Below are 23,330 nucleotides of genomic sequence, written 5' to 3' on the forward strand. Positions count from 1 at the left end.
CAGAACAACTGCAACAGAAAGCAAGCAAGAGAATAATAAGTAGCTTTTTGATCATAGTTTAGTTTTCTAATTCGGTTAGCTCCATTATTTTGATCACTTTACGAGAGCGCAGGTAGCTTTGAATAATATGCCTGGCATCGCGATTATCTTCCATTGGTGTGATGATGCGTTCTAAAATATCCAAATTATTCAACTGATGATTCAGGTTATAATAACCAAAACCTTTAAAAATTCCATCTTCAATTAAAATAGCACTGCGTTGTTCTTTAGTTGGACCGCGATCTATGATAATGAAGTTCTTATTTTCAAACGTATGTTTTTTAATGAAAGCTTCAACACGTTTATTATAAGTCTCAGGTATTTCCTCTCCAATACAAGCTCCGTCACAGGTTTTTATGGTGTAGTTAAAACAATTGCCCTCAGTCTGATGTAAACCGGTTTTACTTTGACACAAATTATACTCTTCAAGCATTTTAGCTAAATAGACCTTTCCTGAAGGAATTGTTGCAAAAGTAATGATGCTGGGCTTAGTGCTGTCTGCTTTTTCTACCCTTAGGTTTAAATACCCCTTGTCATCAATAAAACTCACCAGCTGAGCTTTAAACTTAACCCGTCTCAACGCCCGGTTGTGTTTAGGCCTGATTTTTTTTATTTCTTCATTCTCTTTAAGAAGTGCAACGAGTTCGCTTCCGGTCTCGTCATAGCTTACCGCTTCAACTTCTTCTTGTATTTGTTTTGATTTTCTATTATCGCTTGTAAAATGCTGATTGAGCCTTTTTTTTATATTTCGGCTTTTTCCAATATAAATAACGCTTCCGTTAGCATTATGCATATAGTAAACTCCCGTTACACTAGGTGTTTCGGTAATGAGATCACGTAGTTTAGTATCTATTTGTTTTTTGGGATTGAGCTTTATAGACTCTTGTATGATACTTTTTTTTGTGTCTTTCGTCAGTAATAATTTAAAGAGTTTTACTGTGGCTAAAGCATCACCATTGGCTCTGTGTCGGTCTGTAATAGGAATTCCTAAGTTCCTTACCAACTTACCTAGACTGTAGCTGTTTTGACCGGGAAGTAACTCCTGAGCAAGTTCTACGGTACACAGGCTTTTACGCTGATAATCATAACCAAGTCTGTCAAATTCTAATTGTAAAATACGATAATCAAACTGGGCGTTATGTGCAACAATAATACAGTCTGTTGTGATCTCAATAATACGTTTAGCAACCTCGTAAAACTTAGGCGCATTGCGCAACATCTCGTTATTTATACCGGTAAGACCCACCACAAAAGCTTGTATGGGACGCTCGGGATTAACAAGACTTATAAATTGATCTACAATTTGATGTCCGTCGTATTTGTAGATAGCAACCTCGGTAACTCCCTCTTCATTGTATTTTCCTCCTGTAGTTTCTAGATCGAGTATTGCGTACATAAAATGTTTTAAAATCTTATATTCTATAGATTAGTTTAGTGAGCGTCTAATTGTCGTAATTACGAGCACCAAAAATAGCACTTCCCACGCGAACCATTGTGCTACCGTGTTTCAAAGCAATAGGATAATCGCCGCTCATCCCCATAGAAAGCACTTTAAAACCATACGTATCTTTAAAGGTATTGTAAATTTTTTCAAGTTGAGAAAACTCGCGGCTAATTCGTGTCTCATCATCTACAAATGAAGCCATCCCCATCAAGCCTACTACGCGAACATTAGGATAATTATTCGCAGCATTATGTTCTAAAAACTCTTTAGCGTTTTCTGGAGACATACCAAATTTACTATCCTCTTCAGCAATTTTAACCTGAAGCAGTACATCTATAATTCGATCATTTTTTTTAGCCTCTTTATTGATTTCTTTAAAAAGCTTTAAGCGGTCTGCACTGTGTATTAAACTTACATACGGAGCCATATACTTAACCTTATTTGTTTGTACATGACCTATCATATGCCACTGAATGTCTTTAGGAAGGGCTTCCGATTTATCGGTCATTTCCTGAATTTTGTTTTCACCAAAAACGCGTTGACCAGCAGCATAAGCTTCTTCAATATCCTCGTTAGGTTTTGTTTTTGAGACAGCTACAAGTGTTACCTTCTCAGAGAGAGATGCTTTAAACTGACTTATATTTTGAGTTATTTCAGACATAAATAGTATTAATCAATAATCGAAAAATGATCGTGCTTTGTAATGATAAACTCCAATTATAACTTAGCAACCTTATGCTTGGTTATTGGGTATCGCTTTTTTGTAAAGTTAAGTATTTGTAATGGGCTACAATAATTTATAGAAACTCGTAAATGGTAACACCACTGCGCAATTTGGGCTGAATGAATGTCGACTTTGGTGGCATCGTTAAGCCTTCATCAGATATATCTTTGATTTGCTGTGATGTAGCCGGAAACAAGCTAAAGGCAACAGCAAACTTTTGCTGATCTACTTTTTCTTTTACGCTCAACATATCGTTTTTACCCTTCCCATAAGCCAGACGCTTATCCTCTCGGGGATCTTCAATGCTTAGTAAGGGTTTTAAAACCAATTCATAAAGAATCTGAGCATCTAAAGTTTCTAAAGCATTGTTGAAGTTCTGATGGTGTTTGCGTAATTCAAGAGTATAAAAATTTCCGGCGAGATACATACTAAAGTTATGCAAAGCTACAGGTTGAATAAACTCTTCTCCGCGATTTTCGATTTTAAATATCGAATCTAATTTGATTAAAAATTCGTCTCTGTCCATACCGCAAAGGTCTGTAATCATTCTGCTGAAAGCATGAATACGCAAATGAGATTCTGGTATGATATAACTCATAAAATAATTATGAGCAGTGCTTTCGATATTCTGTTCATTTAAATCATTAGCAAGAAGTGCAGACGAACTAGAACGATGATGTCCATCAGCAATGTATAGCTCAGGCATTTCAGCGTATAAATGTTGAATTCTTTCTACAACTTTAGAATCAGACACCGGCCATAAATAATGTGTATCGCGATAGGTCGTGGTAAACTCATATTCAGAGCGCTTCTGCATAACTTGTTTACAAATTTCACGCAATTCATCAGAATCAGGATGTGTGAGTAAAACCGGTTCAGCATTAAATCCGGTTGTTTTTAGATATTCTTTAAAAACCTCTTCACGTTTTTTGATGGTATTCTCATGGCGCTTGATGTGATTGTTTTGATAGTCGGCGACACTTGCTGCGCCTATAATACCTACAAATTCTTCAGCATCTCGGTTTACGATTTTATACACATAAAACGAAGCCTGGTTTTCTTCAATAAAAATACCTTCTTCTTTAAATTCCAGATAGCGGTTGCATACCATTTTGAACTTCTCTTCGCCACTAATTACTTTATGGTATTTATAACCGGGATTCACAATGTGTAAAAACGAATACGGGTTATTTTCTAATCGTGCTTTACGTTCAGATTTAGTATAAGTATCGTACGAACGCGACGCGATAAGACTTACTATGTCTCTAGTAGGACGTATGGCTTTAAATGGAATTATTTTTGGCATTTAACCTTCATTAGTTCAACAGTAATCAAATGGGAACATTCTGTTAGGATATAACTAAGTTCGTTTATGAATTTATAATTTTCTTTCCTTGAATAAAGAAGCTTAATCCAAATGAGGGTTAAGCTAAGTAAACTTAAATTTAAGTTAGAACTGTTTTTACGAACTAAATTGATTAGCAACAGTTTCTGCTTTTCTGCTTTCGCTATAATCGTAAAAACCTTCTCCTGATTTCACACCCATTTTACCCGCGCGTACCATATTGACAAGTAAAGGGCAAGGTGCATATTTAGGATTTTTAAAACCTTCATACATCACTTCTAAAATTGCAAGACATACATCTAGGCCAATAAAATCTGCAAGTTGTAAAGGTCCCATTGGGTGTGCCATACCTAGTTTCATAACGGTGTCTATCTCAGCAACGCCGGCAACACCATTGTATAAAGTTTCAACAGCTTCATTGATCATAGGCATCAGAATACGGTTAGCAACAAACCCAGGGTAATCATTTACCGGAACAGGAGCTTTTCCTAATTGTTCAGCAAGTTTTGTGATGGTTTCTAAAGTTGCTTTTGACGTGCTATACCCGCTAATAATCTCAACCAATTTCATAACCGGCACCGGATTCATAAAATGCATCCCTATAACTTTGTCTGCGCGTTTTGTAGTTGAAGCAATTTGTGTAATGGAAATAGAAGAAGTATTACTTGCTAATATAGTATTAGGCTGGCAAAATTCTTCAAGATTTTTGAAGATATCCAGTTTAATTTTAAGGTTTTCACTTGCGGCTTCAACAACAAGATCGGCTTGAGAAACGCCTTCTCTTAAATCGGTTAATAACTTTATGTTTAGAAGTGCGTTGTTTTTCTGGGTTTCAGTTAGAACTTCTTTTGCTACCTGACGATCTAAATTTTTGGTGATTGTAGCAATCCCTTTTTTCAAAGAAGCTTCACTTATATCTATAAGATTAACATTAAATCCATTTTGAGCAAAGGTATGTGCGATACCATTACCCATTGTTCCTGCACCTATTATAGCTATATTTTTCATAAAAGAAGTTATAAGTGAATATTGAGTAGAATTTACAATATTCTGTATTTTATAATGTTTTAATTGAATTTCCTCTTGAAAACAGAAAGAGGATTAGTGTAAAGTTACGAATTTTTCAACGCTCCAAGCTTCGGGTTTTGCGTTAAAAAGAACTTTGGTCTTCGCCCAAGTGGTCTTAAATAAGGTGCTGTTCCGGTAGGTTTCTAAAGCTTGAGTATCTTTCCAATAACTGTGTGTAAAGAAAGTTCCAGTATCTTTTTCGCCCTGCAACAATTCTAAAAATTCGCAACCTTCAAAATTCCGAATTTCTTCTTTTACCTGATCGAAAAGATCTAGAAAATGAGTTATTTTTTCAGGTTTAAATTCCATTTTAACCAGACGTACAATCATAATTTTAAGCTTTTTATTGGCACCGCTAAAGGGTTTAATACCCCGAGTCTTGCCTCGAAATTGAAAAATCGTTTCTAACGAATGTCTTGTGGGGTTGCCCCCGAGTTAGTTACTTATTCAAAAGTAATACTTACGGAATCGCGATAGTCTAGACCAAATAGGGTAGATGCGCTGCCTACTGTACTTGGGTTACTTTTATAAATAGCAAGTTCCAGATAACCTGAGGAGTTGAAAAGGGCTATTTTTTTACCGTCTTCTTCCCGCTTTGCTTTTTCAATATTAAAATTGATCGCATCGCTATACCGCTCATGAATTTTTTTAAAATGTGCACGTCTTGCCTGTATGATAAAATTGCGGCCTTTTCCCACATCATCAAAAAGACGCCGCGTGATGTTTGTGATCACATTTCCGTAGTTATCAACATAGATCACGTTACCTATAATTTGCTTTTGATCGCTGTTAATAACTGGCATAATCCCCGTAATCGCCTTGATTTCTTTAATAGGTTTGCCAATAACACCTAAAGTCCCGCCACGAGCGATATGACAGGCAACCTGTACAAAAACATCAAGTTCTGTAAAATTGGTTTTAATCCGGTCGTGAATATTGATTTCAACAAGTTCTTCAGGAACAATAGTGCGGGTGATCATAGACATAATCCCATTGTTGGCACAAACAAAATAATGCCCTTCAACTTTGACTGCAATATGTTTATTTTCAGCATTTTGTTCAGAGTCTATACCAATAATATGTATGGTTCCTTTGGGGAAATTACGATAGGCATTCTGTATTATATATGCGGCTTCAGTAATGTGAAATGGAGATACATTGTGCGAGATATCAACAATTTTGGCATCAGCCATTTCGCTGTAAATAGCGCCTTTAACCGCACCGGCAAAATGGTCTTTTAAGCCGAAATCAGTGGTTAATGTTATAATGGGCATAGGCGGTTTTGTTGATATTTTTAAGGGAGATAGTTCGTAAATTTAGTTACATTTGTTAAGCACAAAACTAAAGATAATTAACTAGTTTTTTTATAAAATTCTTCCGCTTTTGAACGAACTTATCATCGAACTTTCAGAGATCACGCCAAGGGAATTCTTTGGTCAAAACAATAGTAATATTGAACTTCTTAAGAAGTATTTTCCCAAGTTAAAACTGGTTGCCCGGGGCAATCATATAAAAGCCTACGGGGATGAGGATCTTTTGGAAGAGTTTGATAAACGCATCACGATGCTGCTTGAACATTTTGCAAAGTATAATAAGCTTGATGAGAATATGATCGAGCGTGTTTTAACGAGCGAAAGCAGAGCAGATTATGAGACTTCTCCCGAAAGTGGGGAAATCTTAGTGCATGGAGTGGGCGGTAAGCTTATTAAAGCTCAAACGGCAAACCAGCGTAAGATGGTAGATCTTGCTCGTAAAAATGATATGGTCTTTGCTATTGGGCCTGCGGGTACGGGTAAAACCTATACAGGCGTTGCACTAGCGGTTAAAGCTTTAAAAGAAAAACAAGTTAAACGTATTATTCTTACCAGACCGGCAGTAGAAGCAGGGGAGAATCTAGGTTTTTTACCGGGAGATTTAAAAGAAAAGCTAGATCCTTATATGCAGCCGTTGTACGATGCATTGCGTGATATGATTCCGCATGAAAAGCTAGAAAGTTTTATAGAAAAAGGAGTGATACAAATTGCACCTATGGCTTTTATGCGCGGTCGTACCTTAGATAATGCCTTTGTGATTCTTGATGAAGCGCAGAATACTACTCACGCCCAGATGAAGATGTTTTTAACTCGTATGGGTAAACATGCAAAATTCTTGATTACCGGCGATCCTGGGCAGATAGATTTGCCTCGCCGCGTGATAAGTGGCCTTAAAGAAGCACTACTGGTTCTAAAAGATGTAAAAGGTGTGGGGATGATTTATCTTGATGATAAAGATGTTATACGTCACAAACTGGTTAAAGAAGTTATCGCTGCCTATAAAGCGATAGAAAACAGAGATTAAATATTAGAATATAGATGTCAAATAAAACCATCACAGATACGAACTACAACTTTCCGGGGCAGACTCATGTTTACAAAGGAAAAGTACGTGAAGTTTATAGTCTTCAAAATGATTTACTGGTGATGATTGCAACAGATCGCTTAAGCGCGTTTGATGTTGTGATGCCCAAAGGAATTCCTTACAAAGGTCAAATATTAAATCAGATCGCGACAAAAATGATGCGGGATACCGAAGACTTGGTGCCTAACTGGCTTGAAGCTACTCCAGATCCTAATGTTGCGGTGGGTAAAAAATGCGAACCTTTTAAAGTTGAAATGGTTATTCGCGGTTATATGAGTGGGCATGCTGCCCGGGAATATAAAGCCGGAAAGCGCATGCTTTGTGGTGTGGCTATGCCCGAAGGAATGCAGGAAAATGATAAGTTTCCAACACCTATTATTACTCCGGCAACTAAAGCTGAAATGGGTGATCACGATGAAGATATTTCTAAAGAAGATATTCTGAAAAAAGGAATCGTTTCTGCTGAAGATTATGCTATTTTAGAAGATTACACCTATAAATTATTTCAGCGCGGAACCGAGATTGCTGCAGAGCGCGGACTCATTTTAGTGGATACTAAATATGAATTTGGAAAAACTGCAGATGGTAAGATCGTATTGATTGATGAGATTCATACGCCGGATTCTTCTCGCTATTTTTATGCGGATGGGTATGAAGAACGTCAACAAAAAGGCGAAGCACAGAAGCAGCTTTCTAAAGAGTTTGTGCGACAATGGTTGATCAGCAATGGATTTCAAGGATTAGAAGGACAGCAGCTACCAGAAATGACAGATGATTATATCGAGACGGTTTCTGAACGCTACATTGAGTTATATGAGAACATCACCGGGGAGCAGTTTGTAAAAGCAGGTCTTGATGCAATTGATAAACGAATAGAAGATAATGTTCTAAACTACCTAAACAAATAAGTTTCAGGATAGAATCAAAATTTCACTTAACCGAAAAGTTCACTAGTTATCTTTTCGGTTTTTTTATTTTTAATATATGGAACGCTTAAATCATTGGATTGCAGAGGCTGCTTCGTTTGTTTGGGGACTACCACTTTTAGTATTGCTTATTGGTGGCGGCTTGTATCTTCTGGTTTATTCTCGATTTCTTCCTTTTAAATATTTTGGCCATGCTATAGACGTGCTTCGGGGTAAATATGATAATCCCGATGATCCAGGCGAAATCAGCCATTTCCAAGCATTAATGACTGCCTTATCGTCTACTGTGGGTATGGGGAACATTGCTGGTGTTGCAGTGGCTATTGCTGTGGGCGGTCCCGGTGCAGTTTTCTGGATGTGGGTGAGTGCTATCGTAGGGATGAGTACTAAATTTTTTACCTGTACGCTGGCTATTTTGTATCGAGGTAAAGATGATTCTGGTGCAATACAAGGTGGCCCTATGTATTTTATTACAGAAGGTCTCGGAAAAACATGGAAACCACTTGCTGCTTTTTTTAGTATTGCCGGTCTTGTTGGAGCTTTACCGGTTTTTAATGTAAATCAACTCACGCAAGCTATAAATGATATTCTGCTAATTCCTAATGGAATTGCAAAAGGTTTTTCTACAGATTTGACCATAGGTATTGTGCTCGCTGTGATAACAGGAATTGTAATTCTTGGTGGTCTCAATCGCATCAGTAAGACGGCTTCTAAGATCGTTCCGGGGATGGTTGTACTGTATTTTTTAGCAGTGCTTGTTATTTTGTTTATCAATGCTTCTGAAGTACCCAGATATTTCAAACTAATTTTTACAGATGCTTTTGCAGCAAATAATTATACCGGTGATCCAATGTTGGGAGGCATTTTAGGAGCTTTAATTATTTTAGGTATTCGCAGAGGAGCTTTCTCTAACGAAGCCGGAATAGGTACGGCGCCTATGGCACACGGTGCAGCAAAAACCGAAGAACCTATTCGAGAAGGATTAGTAGCAATGTTGGGCCCCTTTATAGATACTATTATTGTATGTACGCTAACGGCTTTGAGCATTCTGGTTACCGGAGTTTGGCAAAGCAGTGATGCAAATGGTGTAAGTCTTACCGCAAAAGCTTTCTCAGATGCTATGCCGGGCTTTGGTTCTTATGTATTATTAATTTGTATTGCGGTATTCAGCATTAGCTCTTTATTTTCATATTCATACTATGGTACAAAGTGTTTATCGTTTTTAGTAGGAACACGCTACAAACACCTCTACAATTACTTTTATATAAGCAGTATTCTAATTGGAGCAACTACTTCTCTAAGTTTAATGATCAATCTTATTGACACTTTTTTTGCACTTATGGCGATCCCTACAATGCTTGCAACCCTTATTCTCGCTCCTAAAGTAATGACAAAGGCAAGAGTGTATTTTAAGATGATTAAAAGTTAATAAAAACCATTCGTCTACACTTAACTGCAACTCGTCTACACTTAATGCCGTTTTCAACGTCTTTTGAAAGTATTGGATTCACTTTTATTGAAATTTGTACACTAACCCAACTTAAATCTCGACTATCGAGTAAAAACCCTATAAAATGCGCAAACGAGTATTATCTATTTTGCTTATTGAAGATGACCGTATTGAGGTTATGAAACTCAAACGTGTACTTTCTAAAAATCAATTGAAACACCAGTTGAACGAAGCTAAGAATGGTGAAGAAGCCTTAGATGTATTGCGTGACAAAAGCAAATTGCCAGACATCATTCTTCTGGATCTCAATATGCCTAAGATTAACGGAATAGAATTTTTAAAAATTTTAAAAAACGATCCTGTACTAAAATATATTCCTACGGTAATTCTAACAACTTCTAATAATCATAATGATGTAAAGCAGTGTTATGAGATAGGTATTGCAGGATACATATTAAAACCTTTAAAATATGAAGATTACGTAGATAAAATAAATGGTTTGTTGGAGTATTGGAGTCTTAATGAGTTAATTCATTTTTAATGAAGGGAATTGTATTTACAGAATTTTTGGAGTTAGTAGAAGAGAAGTTTGGGTTAGAGATGGTAGACGATATCATCACTGCTTCTGAGTTAGAATCAGGCGGAGCATATACTGCTGTGGGTACTTATAAATTTTCAGAAATGGTACAGCTGCTTACCCATTTAAGTGAGCGCACCCAGTTGTCTGTAGATGATTTATTGTATACCTATGCATTGCATTTTTTTAAGGTTATTCAGCGCAGCTACCCGGGATTGTTAAATACCTACTCAGATCCTTTAGAATTGATTGCTTCTATAGAGAATCATATACACGTTGAAGTGCGTAAAATTTACCCTGATGCGCAGCTTCCTGTTTTTAAAATTGTAAAAAGGTCAGAAAATACATTAATTTTAGATTATCTTTCTAGCAGAGCGATGTATAGTTTTGGATTAGGATTGATGCACGAGTCGTTCAATTATTTTAATAAGAATTTTAAAATAGATTTTGAAAAGATAAAAGAAGATGGGACTTATGTACGATTTTTTATAGTCAACACAGATGAAAACAGCAAATCCGGATCTATATAAAAGAATTATTGAAAGAGAGCGTAAAGCCCGTAAAATCGCAGAATCTATTCTTGAAGAAAAATCTTCTGAACTTTACACGTTATCAAACAAATTAAAAAAATCTAACGAGCGACTTCAATCTTTAATCTATCAGAAAAATTCTGAGTTAGAAGGCTTATTTGAAAATCTTGCTGATGCTTATGTTGTTATTGATCTAGAGGGACACGTTCTTAAAATGAATGATGCCGCAGTTTCTTTAATGGGCTATGATTCTAGTAAAGAGTTAGTTTTTTTACCTAAAATGGTCGCTAAAGGCGAGCAAGAACATGTTTCTGAGGCATTTGCAAGTTTACTTAAGACCAGTAGCATTACTAATTTTAAAGTAAATATTATTACAAAAAGTGGAGAAACCCGCTTGGTTCACATAAATGCAAGCACCATTCTTGACGAAAATAACCTTGCTGTTGCAGCACAAGGCATTGTAAGAGATATTACTTCTGAAGAAAAAAAGGCAAAGATTATTGAAGAGCAAAAGCGACAACTTGAGTTTATCGTTAATAGTTCACCACTAGGAATTGCGCTTACTACAAATGGCCTCATAGAAAAATGTAATGATAGTTTTACACGAATTCTGGGATATCCTGAATCGGAAATTCTAGGTAAAAATCTAAAGTCTATTACTATTGCTGCTGAAGAATCTGATTATGAATTTCAACGAGAAGCCTTACATAATGGTAAATTAGATTCATTTGTAGCTACCCAAAAATACATAACAAATAGCGGTCAGATCATAAGAACAAAAATCAACGTAAGTGCTATTCGACATAGTGATTCTGTAATGCATCAACAGGAGGTGATCACTATTGAAGATGTAACTAATGAACTGTTGGCAAAAGAAAAGTTGGTTGAGTCAGAAAACAGACTTTCAGCTTTGATTTTAAAACTACAAAGCGGTGTTTTATTAGAAGATGAAAACCGAAAAGTAGTGCTTACAAATCCTATGTTTTGCGACATATTTGGTATTCCGGCTTCACCTGAAGATATGGTTGGAGCAGATTGTGATGCGGCTGCAGAACAAAGTAAAATCCTCTTTAAAAAACCCGAAGAATTTATAAAACGAATTTCAGAAATACTGGATAAGAGAGAAATCGTTACAGCAGAAGAACTGGAGCTTGTCGACGGAAGGGTGTTTGAACGTGATTTTATTCCTATTTATTCTAACAGGAACTACACTGGGCATCTTTGGAGTTATACCGATGTAACACTTAAAAGGCGTTATAAAAACAACCTGCAGCAGCAAAAAGAGAAGTATAGCAACATCATAGCTAATATGAATCTGGGTTTACTAGAAGTAGATACAGAAGATCATATTCTAATGGTAAATCAAAGTTTTTGTGATCTGAGCGGATATTCAGAAACTGAACTGGTAGGACAAAAAGCAGCAGAATTATTTATGCCTCCTAAGAGTAAAAAAATAATTCTAGATAAATTCAAATCTAGAAAACAAGGTGTTTCTGATTCTTATGAAGTTGAGGTATATCGCAAAAATGGAGTAAAAAGGAACTGGCTCATAAGCGGTGCTCCCAATTTTGATATCAATGGAAAATTAGTTGGAAGTATAGGGATTCACCTTGATATTACAGAATTAAAAAATCTAGAAGCTCAAAAGGAAAAACTACTCAAAACTTTAGAAAAGAGTAATATAGAATTGCAAGAATACGCACATGTAGTATCTCATGATTTAAAGAGTCCGTTGAGAAGCATCAATGCTTTAGCTAGTTGGATCAAAGAAGATAATGCAGAAACACTTGATGAACAAAGTCTTGAAAATTTTAGCATTTTAGAAACAACACTGGAGAAGATGGAAAGTTTAATTTCAGGCATTCTCAATTACAGTAGTATTCAGCTTGAAAGCATACACGACGAGGCTACAGACGTTAACGAGGTTTTAAGCGATATTAAAGATCTTATTTTTATACCAGAACATATAGAACTTATAACCGCAAACGAGCTGCCGGTTATTCAAGTAGATAAAACTCGTTTGCAACAAGTTTTACAGAATCTAATAGGTAATGCTATTCGCTATTGCGATAAAGAAAAAGGCTACGTCAAAATACATTATACCGAAGAAAAGGAGCGTCATATTTTTGCTGTTGAAGATAATGGGATTGGGATAGAGAAGGCATATCATCATAAGATATTCAATATTTTTCAGTCACTTACAGATCATAAAGAATCTACCGGTATCGGACTATCAATCGTAAAGAAAATCGTGAACCTGTATGAAGGTGATATCTGGTTAGAAAGTACTCCGGGATTGGGTAGTACATTTTATTTTAGTCTAAAAAAAGAGCATAATGAAGATTAGACAAGGGAGTCTCAATAAAGCCAGAATATGGAAACATCTCAACGAAGATGTAAAACTTGACGCACCTCTTGTTCTCATTTTTGCGAACAGATACCTGCTGGAAGAAGATTATATTTTTAGCACAATGCGGCATCTGTTTCCTAATGGGCATCTAGTTTATGCATCTACATCAGGAGAAATTTTGGGCGATCAGGTAAGTGATGGTGGGCTCGCTTACACGGCCATAGAATTTGAGAATTCTGTGTTTAAAATAGTTTCTGAAAATATTTTGAATCACGAGAAAAACAGTATAGAAACAGGTAATATTCTTGCTCAAAAAATAGAAAAAAAAAACCTTAAACACCTTTTTGTAATTGCAGAGGGTAGTTATATAAATGGCAATGATCTCATAAAAGGTTTGGAGTCTGTGTTGCCTGATGAGGTTGCCGTGACCGGAGGACTATGTGGAGATGATGCACGGTTTGAAAAAACCTTGTGTGGATATAATACTAAAGCAAAAGCGGGGGAGGTGATTGCTATTGCATTGTATGGAGAATCGCTTGAAATTAGTTTTTCTAACTACGGCGGTTGGTTTGCTTTTGGCCCCGAGCGTACAATTACAAAATCTACAGGTAACATTCTTTATGAGTTAGATGATAAACCGGCTTTAGACTTATACAAAACCTACCTAGGGGATAAAGCAGCAGAGTTACCGCAAGCTGCTCTGTTTTATCCCTTGAGTGTGCATTCTGCGGAAAAAGAACATCCGGTTGTACGCACTATTTTAAATATTGATGAGACCGACAATGCGATGATTTTAGCAGGGGATGTTCCCGAAGGTTCGCGGGTTAAACTGATGATGGCTACAGTAGACGGTATTGTAGATGGTGCGCTTGAAGCGGCAAAAGCCGCAGTTGCAAAACGAGAAAGTGCAGCCCAACTTGCCATTTTAGTGAGTTGTGTGGGTAGAAAACTGGTAATGGATCAACGGTCTGAAGAAGAAGTAGAAGAAGTTATAGAAATCGTGGGTAGTCAGGCAGCAATTACCGGCTTTTACAGTTATGGTGAGTTGTCCCCTTTTGCCAATGAGCGCAGCTGCGAACTGCATAATCAGACTATGACATTGACCTTAATAAGCGAGTAAATGAACCCACTTTTAAAAAGACAAATACGCAAGCACCTTCAGGAAGAAGGTATCGTAATAGATGAGAAGTTTTCGGTCTTTTTGAATGCAGTGAGTAGTTCATATGCTAATTATGAAGAGCAGTTGTTAATGGTGCAACGTGCAATGTCTTTAAGTTCTGACGAGTTAGTCGAGGCTAATAAGAATTTAAAGAAAGAAAGTACACAGCAGCGTGAGATCATAGACAGTCTCACCCAGACTATCGCTAAACTTCAGAAATACGGAAATGCAGAAGAACTTCCTAAAGTCACCGAAAATAAAAAGCTAGACGGGCTAGAGCTTGCGCGAGTTATAGAAAGTCAAACTAGAGAAATTATCAACTCTAATCAACAGCGTCAGGCTTTATTAGAAAAATTAGAAAAACAGAATAAGGAGCTTAATGATTATGCTCACGTTGTTTCACACGATTTAAAATCTCCTTTAAACAATATCAATGCGCTAACTAATTTTATTCTAGAAGACGGAAATATCGATGAAGATGCTTCGCAAAATCTCAATTTGATTTTAGAGCACGTAGAGCATATGCATAGTCTTATTGAAGGAATTCTGGAGTATTCTGCCGTAGATAAAGCTGATGGTGACAGTTACACCTTAGATCTGGATATTCTGGTCAAAAATCTTTTAGCTACGATGCACATCCCTGAAAATTTTGAAGTAGAAATTCAAAAAGAACTACCACTCGTTGAGGGTAACTCTTTTAGATTTCAGCAGTTATTTCAAAATTTAATACAAAATGCTATTCAGTATAATGACAAGGAGCTGGGGCATATAGCAATAGGATTTGAAGATGGCGTAAATCATTTTAAATTCAGCATAAAAGATAATGGTAAGGGGATAGAAAAACAGTATCATGATAAGATTTTTCAGGTATTTCAAACGCTTGAAGATGTTTCCAAATCGAAGGGAATAGGGCTTTCTATCGTCTCTAAAATCATCAAATTTTATGGCGGAAAAATCTGGCTTGAATCTCAAATCGGAGAGGGAACTACTTTCTATTTCAAAATTCCAAAATACAGCAATGGACAAGCCTAATCTTGATAAAATAAAAGAAATAGCGAGTGATCAGCTTGAATTTCAGAAAGAAATGATAGCGATCATAAAAGAAGAGTTACCTGTTGAGGTTGAAATTTACCGCAAAAACCTGAATGCAAAGTATTTTCTTAGATCTGCAGAAGATGTTCATAAATTAAAACATAAAATAAGTATCTTGAACATGGCAAATAGCTACGAGCTTGCCACAAACTATGAGAATGAACTACGAGCCGATAACCCTAAACTGGCCGGGCAATTTGAAGACACACTTCAAAATATGCTTGATTTTGTAGCAAAATTGTAACCTACTTATGAATTGTATTATTATTGATGATGAGACTTTGGCACGCGCTATAATTCGTAATCATTGTGCAAAAGCTGATAATTTAGTTGTTTTAGAAGAATATTCAAATGCTATAGCTGCTATAAAATATTTAAATCAGCACACAGTAGATCTCATTTTTCTGGATATACATATGCCAGATTTTACAGGTTTTGATTTTATTCAGACATTAAAGAATCCGCCAAAAATTATTTTAACAACTTCAGACCGTAATTTTGCAATTGAAGCTTTTGAGTATGATTGTATTGTAGATTATTTAGTAAAACCAGTTGAGTTACCCCGGTTTCTCAAGGCAGTTCAAAAGGCAGAACAATTTAAACCGGTCACAGAAAAAACGGTTGAGAATGTAACAAAAAAGAATGATTCAGAAGGTAATGATCTCTATGTGAATATTGACCGCAGGTTAATCAAAATCAACTTTGATAGTATTTTAATTATTGAAGCAAAGGGTGATTACATTCTTATTAAGACGGAAGGTAAAAATTATACGGTACATTCTACTCTAAAAAAGATAGAAGACAAACTACCGGAAAGTAAATTCTTAAAAATTCACCGGTCTTATGTGATTAATTTCCATAAGATTATCGATATAGAAGACAACAGTGTGTTGATAGCAAAAGATGTTATACCCATAAGTCGCTCTAACAGACCTATTTTAATGAAAAGACTCAATTTGCTTTAAAGGCTTTTACTTACCGCTCATCTACACCTAATTACCAACTAACGATTAATTAATAAATCTTTATAAGGCTCTTCTAATTTTAAATTCAAATTCAAGATTATGAGACGATTCCTGTTACTAAGTCTATTATTTATTACAGGTATTAGTATTACTCGAAATTTTCATTTTTTAGGGGATTACTCTTTTAATAGTACTTCGCTTTATTGTGAAGAAGAAATTATGTGGTTACAACATATTTTGGAAATACTTATAAGGGGAAATTTGTGATAAATTAGTTAGTTGTTTGTTTTTTGTTAGTTAGAAGGTGGCGCTTGGCAGGGCGCTGCCTTTTTTTGTATCAACTGATAAAATTTTAGTAAATTCCTTTTTTATTAGGTTTCAATAATCAGTTTAAATTTTAAGTTCATCAAGTTATAAGAAACCTTTTTAAGTAAACCCCAAACTATCATAATCTCGATTTTCTATTGAATAAACATGTTTTACGAATCATATGTGTTGCGGGCTTATTGAGCCTCTACTGTTGTAAATCATTTTATGATAAACAAACAATAATGCCTTCAGAAATAATCTCTTTTACTGAGAATTTTGATTCTCAAATTGGTTTTAAAACACATTGGAAGGATGACTCATCCAACAGTCCCAAATCCTATTCTGTTGAAAATAATCAGTTAAAAATTACAACGCGTGCGAAGAGCAAAGACCGAGTCAAAACGCATACACGCCGTAAAGATTTTGGTATAGGTACTTATAACTGGCGCATATTCATTCCTGTTTTTGAAGAAAATGCTCGATGCAGTATAGGAGCTTTTTTATACCATAGTGGTAATACAGCGTTCGAGTTTGATTTTGAAATAGGCTCCGGAAAGCCTCAGATACGTGAAAAGTTGATGGTTCAAAAAGATGAAGCTGTTGTGTATTGTACTTCACAAAGTCATCCGTTTTCATCTGAAGAATTTATCGTGGAAATGAATTCATGGTCAGATTTTAAAATAAGTTTAACCGATGTAGGAGGCAGGTATTTGATCAAGTGGTACCTAAACAATCAACTTGTAAAAACCTTACAAACTGAAGTAAAAATCAAAGTGAAATTTTCTGCTTATTGTAGTTTGGAGAATCTTTCTTTTATGGGATCAAAATGGCCCACTCAGGAACATTATGTTTTGTTTGATAAATTTACTTTTCAGCAGTAATATCAAAGCTTTCTCAAGATTTTATCTATTTTTTTGCCTTTAGCTAACTCATCTATAAGTTTGTCTAAATACCGTACTTTTTGAGTCAATGGATTTTCTAATTCCTCTACGCGATATCCACAAATCACTCCTTTGATCAACTGAGCATTTGAGTTTATAATCGCTTTGCTGAAGAATTCTTCAAAGTTTATTTTTTGCTCAATTAGAGTTTGAAGCTCGGCTTCATCAAAACCGGTGAGCCACTTTATAACTTGATGTAATTCTTCTTGTGTTCTGCCTTTTTTCTCCACTTTATTTACATAATGAAGATACACAGAAGAAAAAGTCATAATAGCAATACGTTTATTATGCTCTGGAGTAGTTTTCACTTTACGTGTTTTTTTTCTCAGATAATTCTAAAATTAATCTTTTTCTTAGAATGTGTTTTTTTATTTAAAATGAAAAACCCTTTAGAACATAGCAAAAGGGCTTAATAGGTTATCAAAAATGGTGAACTATTGGCCGGTGGTACCAGTCATTTTACTTTCTACAACTTCTTCTTGTATAGCTTTATCTATTCTTCCGGCAAGATACATATGGTCTGTGGCTGAATTTTTACGGAGTACGTTAGTCATCAAACACACAATATATTTAGGACCGCCATTAGGATGCTCTACAATTATAACCGAGTTCATATAATTAAACACATTACCGGCATAGTCCCCGCAAGCACCTTTGCTTTTATCACATTTATAAAAACTTCCGCTTTTAAAGTATACGGCAGCAGAGTCTAAATCATGTGAATATGCGTAGCGAATACGACGCTCGGTCTGATACATAATACGCTTCATCTCTAAGCTAGAAAGTGAATCAACCGCCTTACCTTGCTCCAGATTAATTAAGAATTTCATCAAACCTTTTGGCGAACCGATACTGCCCCCCATTCTGCCTACATAACGCTCTCCACCGTTAGTAAAAAATCCACCCAGTCGCCACTCGTCTTCGGTAATACCCATTTCGCGCAGGGGTTCGTTAACCACTTCATTAGCCAGACGGGTTACTTCGATACGGTCTGTATCTTTAAACCATTGCATAGCCTCTTCATCCGTTAGGTCAAAGTACTTTTCACCAAAAACTTTAAGTAACAGAGCTTCTCTGTAAACCACACTCGCTGCTCCATTATTACTCACAGCAACCATATGATCAATCCACTCAAATAGGCTAAAAACATCAGATTGCTGGGCTTGTCTTTTAGTCAACTTATCATTCTCAATATCGTAAATAGGGATGGTGTGATGGTCGTAAACTGCAAATGGTCCACCTTTTACGCGTTTGTATTTTAATAAATTGATTCGAGCACCCCAATCATCAGGGCATAATTTTTCAAGTTGGTCAAACATCGCGATTAGAATGGCAAGTTTACCTACACTACCGGGTTGATAACCACGTGTTTCATTACGAGCTGCATATTTCAGATTGGTAGAGTCGGTCATATCTAGTACCGAAATGGAATAACTCTGGTCCAGACCATAAAATAAGCTGCCTATCTTCTTTTGAAAGTCGGGATCCTCTTTCATATAAGCAATAGCGCTATCGGCTTTATTAGTCAAGTTCAGTTTAATATCATCAATAGATAAATACGCTCCGGCAGGAATACGTGTGTATTTGATACTGTCTCTTACGATCTTTTGAAGATAAGCAAGGCGATCTATTCCGGTTCGTTCATAACCGTCAATAGGGTAGTAGCTGTTAGGTACCGAAAATGCAAGTGTAATCAAGATTAACGGGACAAAGAGTAGGATTTTTTTCATAGTTTTTCTTTAAATAGTTGTATTCTGAAATATGCTGTGATGTTAAATTAAAGTAGAAAACCTGTTAGAGTTTTGTATCCATTTCAATGTATTCATCTGGGTTACTTTTGGGAGAAATCGAATCCAAATACCCGTTACTCAGTGCATTTTTATTTTCAACAAAAGGTCTGATCTGAAACAACCAGACTTTATCATCCTGAAAGCCTAATTCTACATCATAAGCACCTTCAGGATTGGTGTTAGTTTCTTCTGGTATTTTGGTACGAATTTCTTGAGCTACTTCACGCAGACTCGCAATATTTTGCTCACTTAAAATGTTAGACTCAAAAGTGGTGCTGTATCCCTGTGTACCACCAGTTCCCGGAAGTCTGATATAATCTGGTTGACGGGCTGGAGCAAGCAACCTGTTTCCGCTTGCGGTGATTAATCTGGTTTCTGCTGCTTGACCATCTACGGCACCACCGGCACCACGACTAAAGGCAACAGTAAGATCTTCATCAGTACCTTCATTGATACCTTTTGTAATCATCACACCGCTGTATTCTACATCTACACTAGGAATCACTAAAATTGATGGAAAAACATTTTCCGGATTTGATAAATATACCTGACGCCATTTAAAACTGCGTTCGGTGTATGGTGATGCCCATACTTTTTTAATTCCGTCTAATATTTTCTGTTCTTCAACTACATTGAACAAAGTAAGATTTAAACCGGCACCGGTAAATTCTTTCAGATCTTCCATATTGGTGTCACTTCGTAAGAATACAGGAGCTTGCCCCATAGGCTTACCAAAAATAGAAGTGAACGAACTGCGTAACTCGTTGATGAATTGTGGTTTTAATTGCATCGCATTGATTGCATCGCGCAATGTTGCTAGTTTTTTAAGCTGAAAATCTTCTACTTGTGTCTCGGCTGTACCATTTGCACGCATTTTTTCTGCTGAAGCAAACATTTCGGTTAAAAATTCCCAATAACTTTTATTTTGTCCCGGCATAGGCAAATTCAAGTGATCTCTAAAAATACCAAAAGGAATCACTAGACCCTCAACAACGTGCTCTGGAAACATTTTCTTCAGTTGTCCTAAATTGGCTGCTTTGGGACCTGCCAGAATGCCACTTGCTGAAGCATCGATATCGCGCATATTGAGAATACTTTTTTTGTCTAGTCTTATTTTTTCAATAGGAACTGCAATTTTTTCGCGATTGCGTTCTGCTACAGAGAATAAATCTTTTTCTTCAGCAGACATTTTATCTGCAGGTTTGATAATCACTGTTCCCTTATTAGAAACCGCATAAAACACGGTTTTGCCATTATAAGCCTCTAGATCTTCAAGATTAGAATCTATAAGTGCAGCATTGGGAATCCCTAAGTTTCTGGCTAGTAATTGCACGTGAGAAACTAGATTACCCTCATCAACCGTTGCAATACCGGCAACAGGTTTTAGATCAGAAGGCGGGCGCTTAAATATGTAAATTTTATTGCTCGAAACTTCTATTCCATCAGGATTGCCTGGAACAACAACCAATTCGCCCATCGCATAACCGGGATTTAATCCGTGAATGGCGCTCTGGTCTGCTATATCCATTACGTGGTTTTCAAGATTTGATTTATTGTTTATAAAATCACCCAATTCACTAACTGTTTTTCCTAAAGGAAGCGCTACAGAAGATCGTACACGATCGTCTATAAATCCTGCTGCAAGCGGCTCAAAAGCGGTATATTTTTCTACTATGTTATCGTAATTAGCTTTTGCCATAGCAGCACTCCATTGCACTGCATTACGTGAAGTGTTGAGAATAGTATTGAGTTCAGCTAAAGAAACAGTTGTATAATTTATAGGTGCAATTATACCTTCAATTTCTTCCCATTCCCAAACTTCAAGAAGTCCGGTTCCTGCTGTAGCATAACTTAAATGATATACTTTATCTAAAAGTTCTTTAAGGGTTTCAGGCTCCCAATCTCCAGATTTTTTGAGAAGCATTTCTTCCAGTTTAAGCGAAACATCAAGTAGAGTTAAACGATCTTGAGCGCGTTGCACTTGAGTAATTTGTGTGCGAATATTACACAACATATCGCTGATTTCCGGAATTACAGAGTATGCCGGCGTATTGTTGTCAAATTTTGTGGTGAACTCGAGAAGTTGATTTTTAACTTCAAGATTACTTTTTATTCCAGCAATCTGGCTATTCAACTTGGCTAAATTGATAGGAGCGTAGTACTCATTAAGTGTTTCTAGTAAGTTTTTGAATTCCATTTTCAATTCTGGAGAAAGTTCATCATTGTACTCTTCTCTAAAATTTTGAACTAAAGCCACATCACTTACATCAGGTTGACCGTGAATTTTTACACGCAAGTCCATAAATTTTGGAAACTCTTCTGCGATCACTTTAGATTCACTACGCATACGTTGCGCAATGTTATCATCACCTGCATGTGGAATATCTTTAAGCGCTTGTCTTATTAAGTAGTAATTAGCTTCTAGTCGCTTGTCGTCTTTCAGCAACCAATTGAAAAAATCAATACCCCAGGCTTCTTCATCTTCAGATTGTATTGCACCACGGTAGTACTGGGCTTTTTCTAAAATCCAACCGTTGTCAACACTTTTTAGATAATTACCCAATTGATATTGCTTCAATCTGCTATGATCATTAGCCGCATCCCAGAATTTTGTATTATCTGCAGCAGCTAGGATCTCACCAAAATAAAGATGATTACGAGCAGCAAGATTTTCAGTTTCTTGTTTGTAACTTGCATGTTGAATCCCGTCAACACCTTCTGGACAAGGATCTTTAGGTTCACGCATAGTACCATCTTCACAAAACCAGCGAATGCGCAAATAAGGTCCGCGAGCATCATTCTTAAAATCAGTAATGATTTTTTTAATATTCTGAGTAGTATATTCTTGGGCAGGTAAAGATGCTCCTGTAAGAAGCACAACAAGTAGGGTTAAGCGTAGTGTTGCTTGCATAAAAGGTTGTTTGTCACAAAAATAGGTGTAGAGCCTGTTAATAGACTTATAAAAAAGGCTATGATTTTCTTAAATATTAAGGTTTTTAATTAAAAGACATAATCTTTATAAACAAAAAAAGTCTGCTGTATCAGCAGACTTTTTTATGTTTTAAGTTAATCTCTCAATTCGAGCTTATTGAGCTCTTTATAATTGCGCTTTAAACGCTTTAATAAAATACCATAAAGCAGTTTATAGAATAGCCAAAGCATAAATACTAATAGTAGAAGACCTCCTATAAATAATGCAATAAAACCTAACGGAATAGACTGAGAACCGTCATCTGCAGTAATCATTATTTTTTCAAATTCAGGATCAAAATAGAGCATTGCAAAAAAGACTATAAGCCCAACGACAAACATCAATATAAGGTTGTATGCTACATAAAAATTCACTGTTCTGCGTACCTTAAGAATACGATTCATAAGATGTCTGGTACTGTCTGTAGTTTGTACCTCTTTATAATTTTTATAGAAGATAAATATAAAGAAACCTAAAACTATATACTGAAGCAGTACAGAAATGATTTCAAATTCAAACAAATGAATTTTACGAAGTGATTCCCAGGTTTTGTTATTTATTGTTAAAACATTAATGACAGTCCACAATATAAACTCAAATATAGATACATATAAAATCCACTTCATCAATGATGAAGAGCGTTTATGTATCATTTTATAGATAGCATCACCGCTAACTTTAGGAAGATCTGCCTCCTGGCGCTTCCAGTCTTTTTTTAAAAATTCAAGTTCATCCATCTGCTGCTACACATTTAATAAGTCTTTCAACTTTCCTTTTACCCGGTTCATTTTAACTCTGGCATTAACTTCTGTAATACCTAAAGTTTCTGATATCTCGCTATAGGGTTTGTCTTCGAGATATAAAAATACCAGTGCCTTATCAATATCATTGAGTTGTCTAATCGCCTTGTACATCAGTTTTAGTTGTTCTTCAACCGTATTATCATATTCAGTACTTTCGATTTTAAACATCACACTCTCATAATCCTGCGTTTTTAGACTACGTTTAGATTTACGATAGAGTGTAATTGCCGTGTTGAGCGCTACACGATACATCCAGGTTGTAAACTTAGAGTCTCCTCTAAATTTTGGATATGCTTTAAATAATTGAATGGTTATTTCTTGAAACAAATCATTGTGCGACTCCTGGTCATGAGTATACAACCGGCAGATCTTATGCACTATATTCTGGTTCGCTTCTAGCTGGGTTACAAATTGTTTTTCAAGTTGCGGATCCAAATAATTAATTGTTAG

22 protein-coding genes are annotated in these 23,330 nt (G+C 36.1%); 11 read left to right on the forward strand and 11 right to left on the reverse strand.

The window, feature by feature from the left end:
- Positions 1 to 58: 58 nt before the first annotated feature.
- From DSM02_RS07255 to DSM02_RS07280, 6 genes are all read right to left on the reverse strand, one after another.
- On the reverse strand, positions 59 to 1,450 hold the full coding sequence (locus DSM02_RS07255) for an exonuclease domain-containing protein (protein WP_262707843.1): 1,392 nt from the start codon (positions 1,448 to 1,450) through the stop codon (positions 59 to 61).
- A 31-nt stretch (positions 1,451 to 1,481) separates the two neighbouring features.
- Positions 1,482 to 2,144, reverse strand: a complete 663-nt coding sequence (locus tag DSM02_RS07260; RefSeq protein WP_128764994.1) for a YggS family pyridoxal phosphate-dependent enzyme — start codon at positions 2,142 to 2,144, stop codon at positions 1,482 to 1,484.
- A gap of 136 nt (positions 2,145 to 2,280) precedes the next feature.
- Positions 2,281 to 3,513, reverse strand: a complete 1,233-nt coding sequence (locus tag DSM02_RS07265) for a DUF1015 domain-containing protein (protein WP_128764995.1) — start codon at positions 3,511 to 3,513, stop codon at positions 2,281 to 2,283.
- Positions 3,514 to 3,669: 156 nt separating this feature from the next.
- A complete protein-coding gene (locus DSM02_RS07270; protein WP_128764996.1) occupies positions 3,670 to 4,560 on the reverse strand; it encodes a 3-hydroxyacyl-CoA dehydrogenase family protein in 891 nt (296 codons plus the stop codon).
- A 93-nt stretch (positions 4,561 to 4,653) separates the two neighbouring features.
- The gene (locus tag DSM02_RS07275; RefSeq protein ID WP_128764997.1) at positions 4,654 to 4,950 is read right to left on the reverse strand and encodes a putative quinol monooxygenase; all 297 of its coding nucleotides are present in this window, start codon (positions 4,948 to 4,950) and stop codon (positions 4,654 to 4,656) included.
- A 113-nt stretch (positions 4,951 to 5,063) separates the two neighbouring features.
- Positions 5,064 to 5,894: an SAM hydrolase/SAM-dependent halogenase family protein gene (locus tag DSM02_RS07280; RefSeq protein ID WP_128764998.1), complete on the reverse strand. Its 831-nt coding sequence runs from the start codon at positions 5,892 to 5,894 to the stop codon at positions 5,064 to 5,066.
- A gap of 109 nt (positions 5,895 to 6,003) precedes the next feature.
- Here DSM02_RS07280 and DSM02_RS07285 point away from each other — a divergent pair, with 109 nt between their 5' ends.
- The 11 genes from DSM02_RS07285 to DSM02_RS07335 all read left to right on the forward strand — a co-directional run bounded on the left by DSM02_RS07285 (position 6,004) and on the right by DSM02_RS07335 (position 17,256).
- Complete coding sequence (locus DSM02_RS07285; RefSeq protein ID WP_128764999.1) at positions 6,004 to 6,957, forward strand: PhoH family protein; 954 nt, start codon at positions 6,004 to 6,006, stop codon at positions 6,955 to 6,957.
- A gap of 14 nt (positions 6,958 to 6,971) precedes the next feature.
- On the forward strand, positions 6,972 to 7,925 hold the full coding sequence (locus DSM02_RS07290; protein ID WP_128765000.1) for a phosphoribosylaminoimidazolesuccinocarboxamide synthase: 954 nt from the start codon (positions 6,972 to 6,974) through the stop codon (positions 7,923 to 7,925).
- Positions 7,926 to 8,001: 76 nt separating this feature from the next.
- On the forward strand, positions 8,002 to 9,372 hold the full coding sequence (locus DSM02_RS07295) for an alanine/glycine:cation symporter family protein (protein WP_128765001.1): 1,371 nt from the start codon (positions 8,002 to 8,004) through the stop codon (positions 9,370 to 9,372).
- A 145-nt stretch (positions 9,373 to 9,517) separates the two neighbouring features.
- Positions 9,518 to 9,934: a response regulator gene (locus DSM02_RS07300; RefSeq protein WP_128765002.1), complete on the forward strand. Its 417-nt coding sequence runs from the start codon at positions 9,518 to 9,520 to the stop codon at positions 9,932 to 9,934.
- Positions 9,934 to 10,500 (forward strand): heme NO-binding domain-containing protein, encoded by a 567-nt coding sequence (locus DSM02_RS07305; protein ID WP_128765003.1) that lies wholly within the window; start codon positions 9,934 to 9,936, stop codon positions 10,498 to 10,500. The genes DSM02_RS07300 and DSM02_RS07305 overlap by 1 nt, the downstream gene beginning before the upstream one ends.
- Positions 10,472 to 12,847: a PAS domain-containing sensor histidine kinase gene (locus DSM02_RS07310; RefSeq protein WP_128765004.1), complete on the forward strand. Its 2,376-nt coding sequence runs from the start codon at positions 10,472 to 10,474 to the stop codon at positions 12,845 to 12,847. The genes DSM02_RS07305 and DSM02_RS07310 overlap by 29 nt, the downstream gene beginning before the upstream one ends.
- On the forward strand, positions 12,837 to 13,970 hold the full coding sequence (locus tag DSM02_RS07315) for an FIST signal transduction protein (RefSeq protein ID WP_128765005.1): 1,134 nt from the start codon (positions 12,837 to 12,839) through the stop codon (positions 13,968 to 13,970). The genes DSM02_RS07310 and DSM02_RS07315 overlap by 11 nt, the downstream gene beginning before the upstream one ends.
- A complete protein-coding gene (locus DSM02_RS07320; protein WP_128765006.1) occupies positions 13,971 to 15,041 on the forward strand; it encodes an ATP-binding protein in 1,071 nt (356 codons plus the stop codon).
- The gene (locus tag DSM02_RS07325; protein ID WP_128765007.1) at positions 15,028 to 15,345 is read left to right on the forward strand and encodes an Hpt domain-containing protein; all 318 of its coding nucleotides are present in this window, start codon (positions 15,028 to 15,030) and stop codon (positions 15,343 to 15,345) included. The genes DSM02_RS07320 and DSM02_RS07325 overlap by 14 nt, the downstream gene beginning before the upstream one ends.
- A gap of 7 nt (positions 15,346 to 15,352) precedes the next feature.
- The gene (locus DSM02_RS07330; protein ID WP_128765008.1) at positions 15,353 to 16,066 is read left to right on the forward strand and encodes a LytR/AlgR family response regulator transcription factor; all 714 of its coding nucleotides are present in this window, start codon (positions 15,353 to 15,355) and stop codon (positions 16,064 to 16,066) included.
- A gap of 551 nt (positions 16,067 to 16,617) precedes the next feature.
- Positions 16,618 to 17,256, forward strand: a complete 639-nt coding sequence (locus DSM02_RS07335; RefSeq protein WP_128765009.1) for a hypothetical protein — start codon at positions 16,618 to 16,620, stop codon at positions 17,254 to 17,256.
- 2 nt (positions 17,257 to 17,258) lie between these two features.
- Here the strand turns inward: DSM02_RS07335 and DSM02_RS07340 are convergent, their stop codons facing one another.
- The 5 genes from DSM02_RS07340 to DSM02_RS07360 form a co-directional block, all read right to left on the reverse strand.
- On the reverse strand, positions 17,259 to 17,624 hold the full coding sequence (locus DSM02_RS07340; RefSeq protein ID WP_128765010.1) for a DUF2200 domain-containing protein: 366 nt from the start codon (positions 17,622 to 17,624) through the stop codon (positions 17,259 to 17,261).
- A gap of 126 nt (positions 17,625 to 17,750) precedes the next feature.
- Positions 17,751 to 19,046 carry a serine hydrolase gene (locus tag DSM02_RS07345; protein WP_128765011.1) on the reverse strand — a complete coding sequence of 432 codons (1,296 nt, stop codon included), beginning with the start codon at positions 19,044 to 19,046 and terminating at the stop codon, positions 17,751 to 17,753.
- 64 nt (positions 19,047 to 19,110) lie between these two features.
- Positions 19,111 to 22,017 carry a PEP/pyruvate-binding domain-containing protein gene (locus DSM02_RS07350; protein ID WP_128765012.1) on the reverse strand — a complete coding sequence of 969 codons (2,907 nt, stop codon included), beginning with the start codon at positions 22,015 to 22,017 and terminating at the stop codon, positions 19,111 to 19,113.
- 155 nt (positions 22,018 to 22,172) lie between these two features.
- The gene (locus tag DSM02_RS07355) at positions 22,173 to 22,814 is read right to left on the reverse strand and encodes a hypothetical protein (protein WP_128765013.1); all 642 of its coding nucleotides are present in this window, start codon (positions 22,812 to 22,814) and stop codon (positions 22,173 to 22,175) included.
- Positions 22,815 to 22,820: 6 nt separating this feature from the next.
- Positions 22,821 to 23,315, reverse strand: a complete 495-nt coding sequence (locus DSM02_RS07360; protein ID WP_128765014.1) for an RNA polymerase sigma factor — start codon at positions 23,313 to 23,315, stop codon at positions 22,821 to 22,823.
- Positions 23,316 to 23,330: the final 15 nt, after the last annotated feature.

It is taken from the genome of Leeuwenhoekiella polynyae (assembly GCF_004104075.1).
Taxonomy (GTDB): domain Bacteria; phylum Bacteroidota; class Bacteroidia; order Flavobacteriales; family Flavobacteriaceae; genus Leeuwenhoekiella; species Leeuwenhoekiella polynyae.

Bases quoted from the DNA above. Each gene is read 5' to 3' on its own strand.
- DSM02_RS07260 (WP_128764994.1), bottom strand. From the start codon at position 2,144: ATGTCTGAAATAACTCAAAATATAAGTCAGTTTAAAGCATCTCTCTCT.
- DSM02_RS07265 (WP_128764995.1), bottom strand. From the start codon at position 3,513: ATGCCAAAAATAATTCCATTTAAAGCCATACGTCCTACTAGAGACATA.
- DSM02_RS07270 (WP_128764996.1), bottom strand. From the start codon at position 4,560: ATGAAAAATATAGCTATAATAGGTGCAGGAACAATGGGTAATGGTATC.
- DSM02_RS07275 (WP_128764997.1), bottom strand. From the start codon at position 4,950: ATGATTGTACGTCTGGTTAAAATGGAATTTAAACCTGAAAAAATAACT.
- DSM02_RS07280 (WP_128764998.1), bottom strand. From the start codon at position 5,894: ATGCCCATTATAACATTAACCACTGATTTCGGCTTAAAAGACCATTTT.
- DSM02_RS07290 (WP_128765000.1), top strand. From the start codon at position 6,972: ATGTCAAATAAAACCATCACAGATACGAACTACAACTTTCCGGGGCAG.
- DSM02_RS07295 (WP_128765001.1), top strand. From the start codon at position 8,002: ATGGAACGCTTAAATCATTGGATTGCAGAGGCTGCTTCGTTTGTTTGG.
- DSM02_RS07300 (WP_128765002.1), top strand. From the start codon at position 9,518: ATGCGCAAACGAGTATTATCTATTTTGCTTATTGAAGATGACCGTATT.
- DSM02_RS07305 (WP_128765003.1), top strand. From the start codon at position 9,934: ATGAAGGGAATTGTATTTACAGAATTTTTGGAGTTAGTAGAAGAGAAG.
- DSM02_RS07310 (WP_128765004.1), top strand. From the start codon at position 10,472: ATGAAAACAGCAAATCCGGATCTATATAAAAGAATTATTGAAAGAGAG.
- DSM02_RS07315 (WP_128765005.1), top strand. From the start codon at position 12,837: ATGAAGATTAGACAAGGGAGTCTCAATAAAGCCAGAATATGGAAACAT.
- DSM02_RS07320 (WP_128765006.1), top strand. From the start codon at position 13,971: ATGAACCCACTTTTAAAAAGACAAATACGCAAGCACCTTCAGGAAGAA.
- DSM02_RS07325 (WP_128765007.1), top strand. From the start codon at position 15,028: ATGGACAAGCCTAATCTTGATAAAATAAAAGAAATAGCGAGTGATCAG.
- DSM02_RS07330 (WP_128765008.1), top strand. From the start codon at position 15,353: ATGAATTGTATTATTATTGATGATGAGACTTTGGCACGCGCTATAATT.
- DSM02_RS07335 (WP_128765009.1), top strand. From the start codon at position 16,618: ATGCCTTCAGAAATAATCTCTTTTACTGAGAATTTTGATTCTCAAATT.
- DSM02_RS07345 (WP_128765011.1), bottom strand. From the start codon at position 19,046: ATGAAAAAAATCCTACTCTTTGTCCCGTTAATCTTGATTACACTTGCA.
- DSM02_RS07350 (WP_128765012.1), bottom strand. From the start codon at position 22,017: ATGCAAGCAACACTACGCTTAACCCTACTTGTTGTGCTTCTTACAGGA.
- DSM02_RS07355 (WP_128765013.1), bottom strand. From the start codon at position 22,814: ATGGATGAACTTGAATTTTTAAAAAAAGACTGGAAGCGCCAGGAGGCA.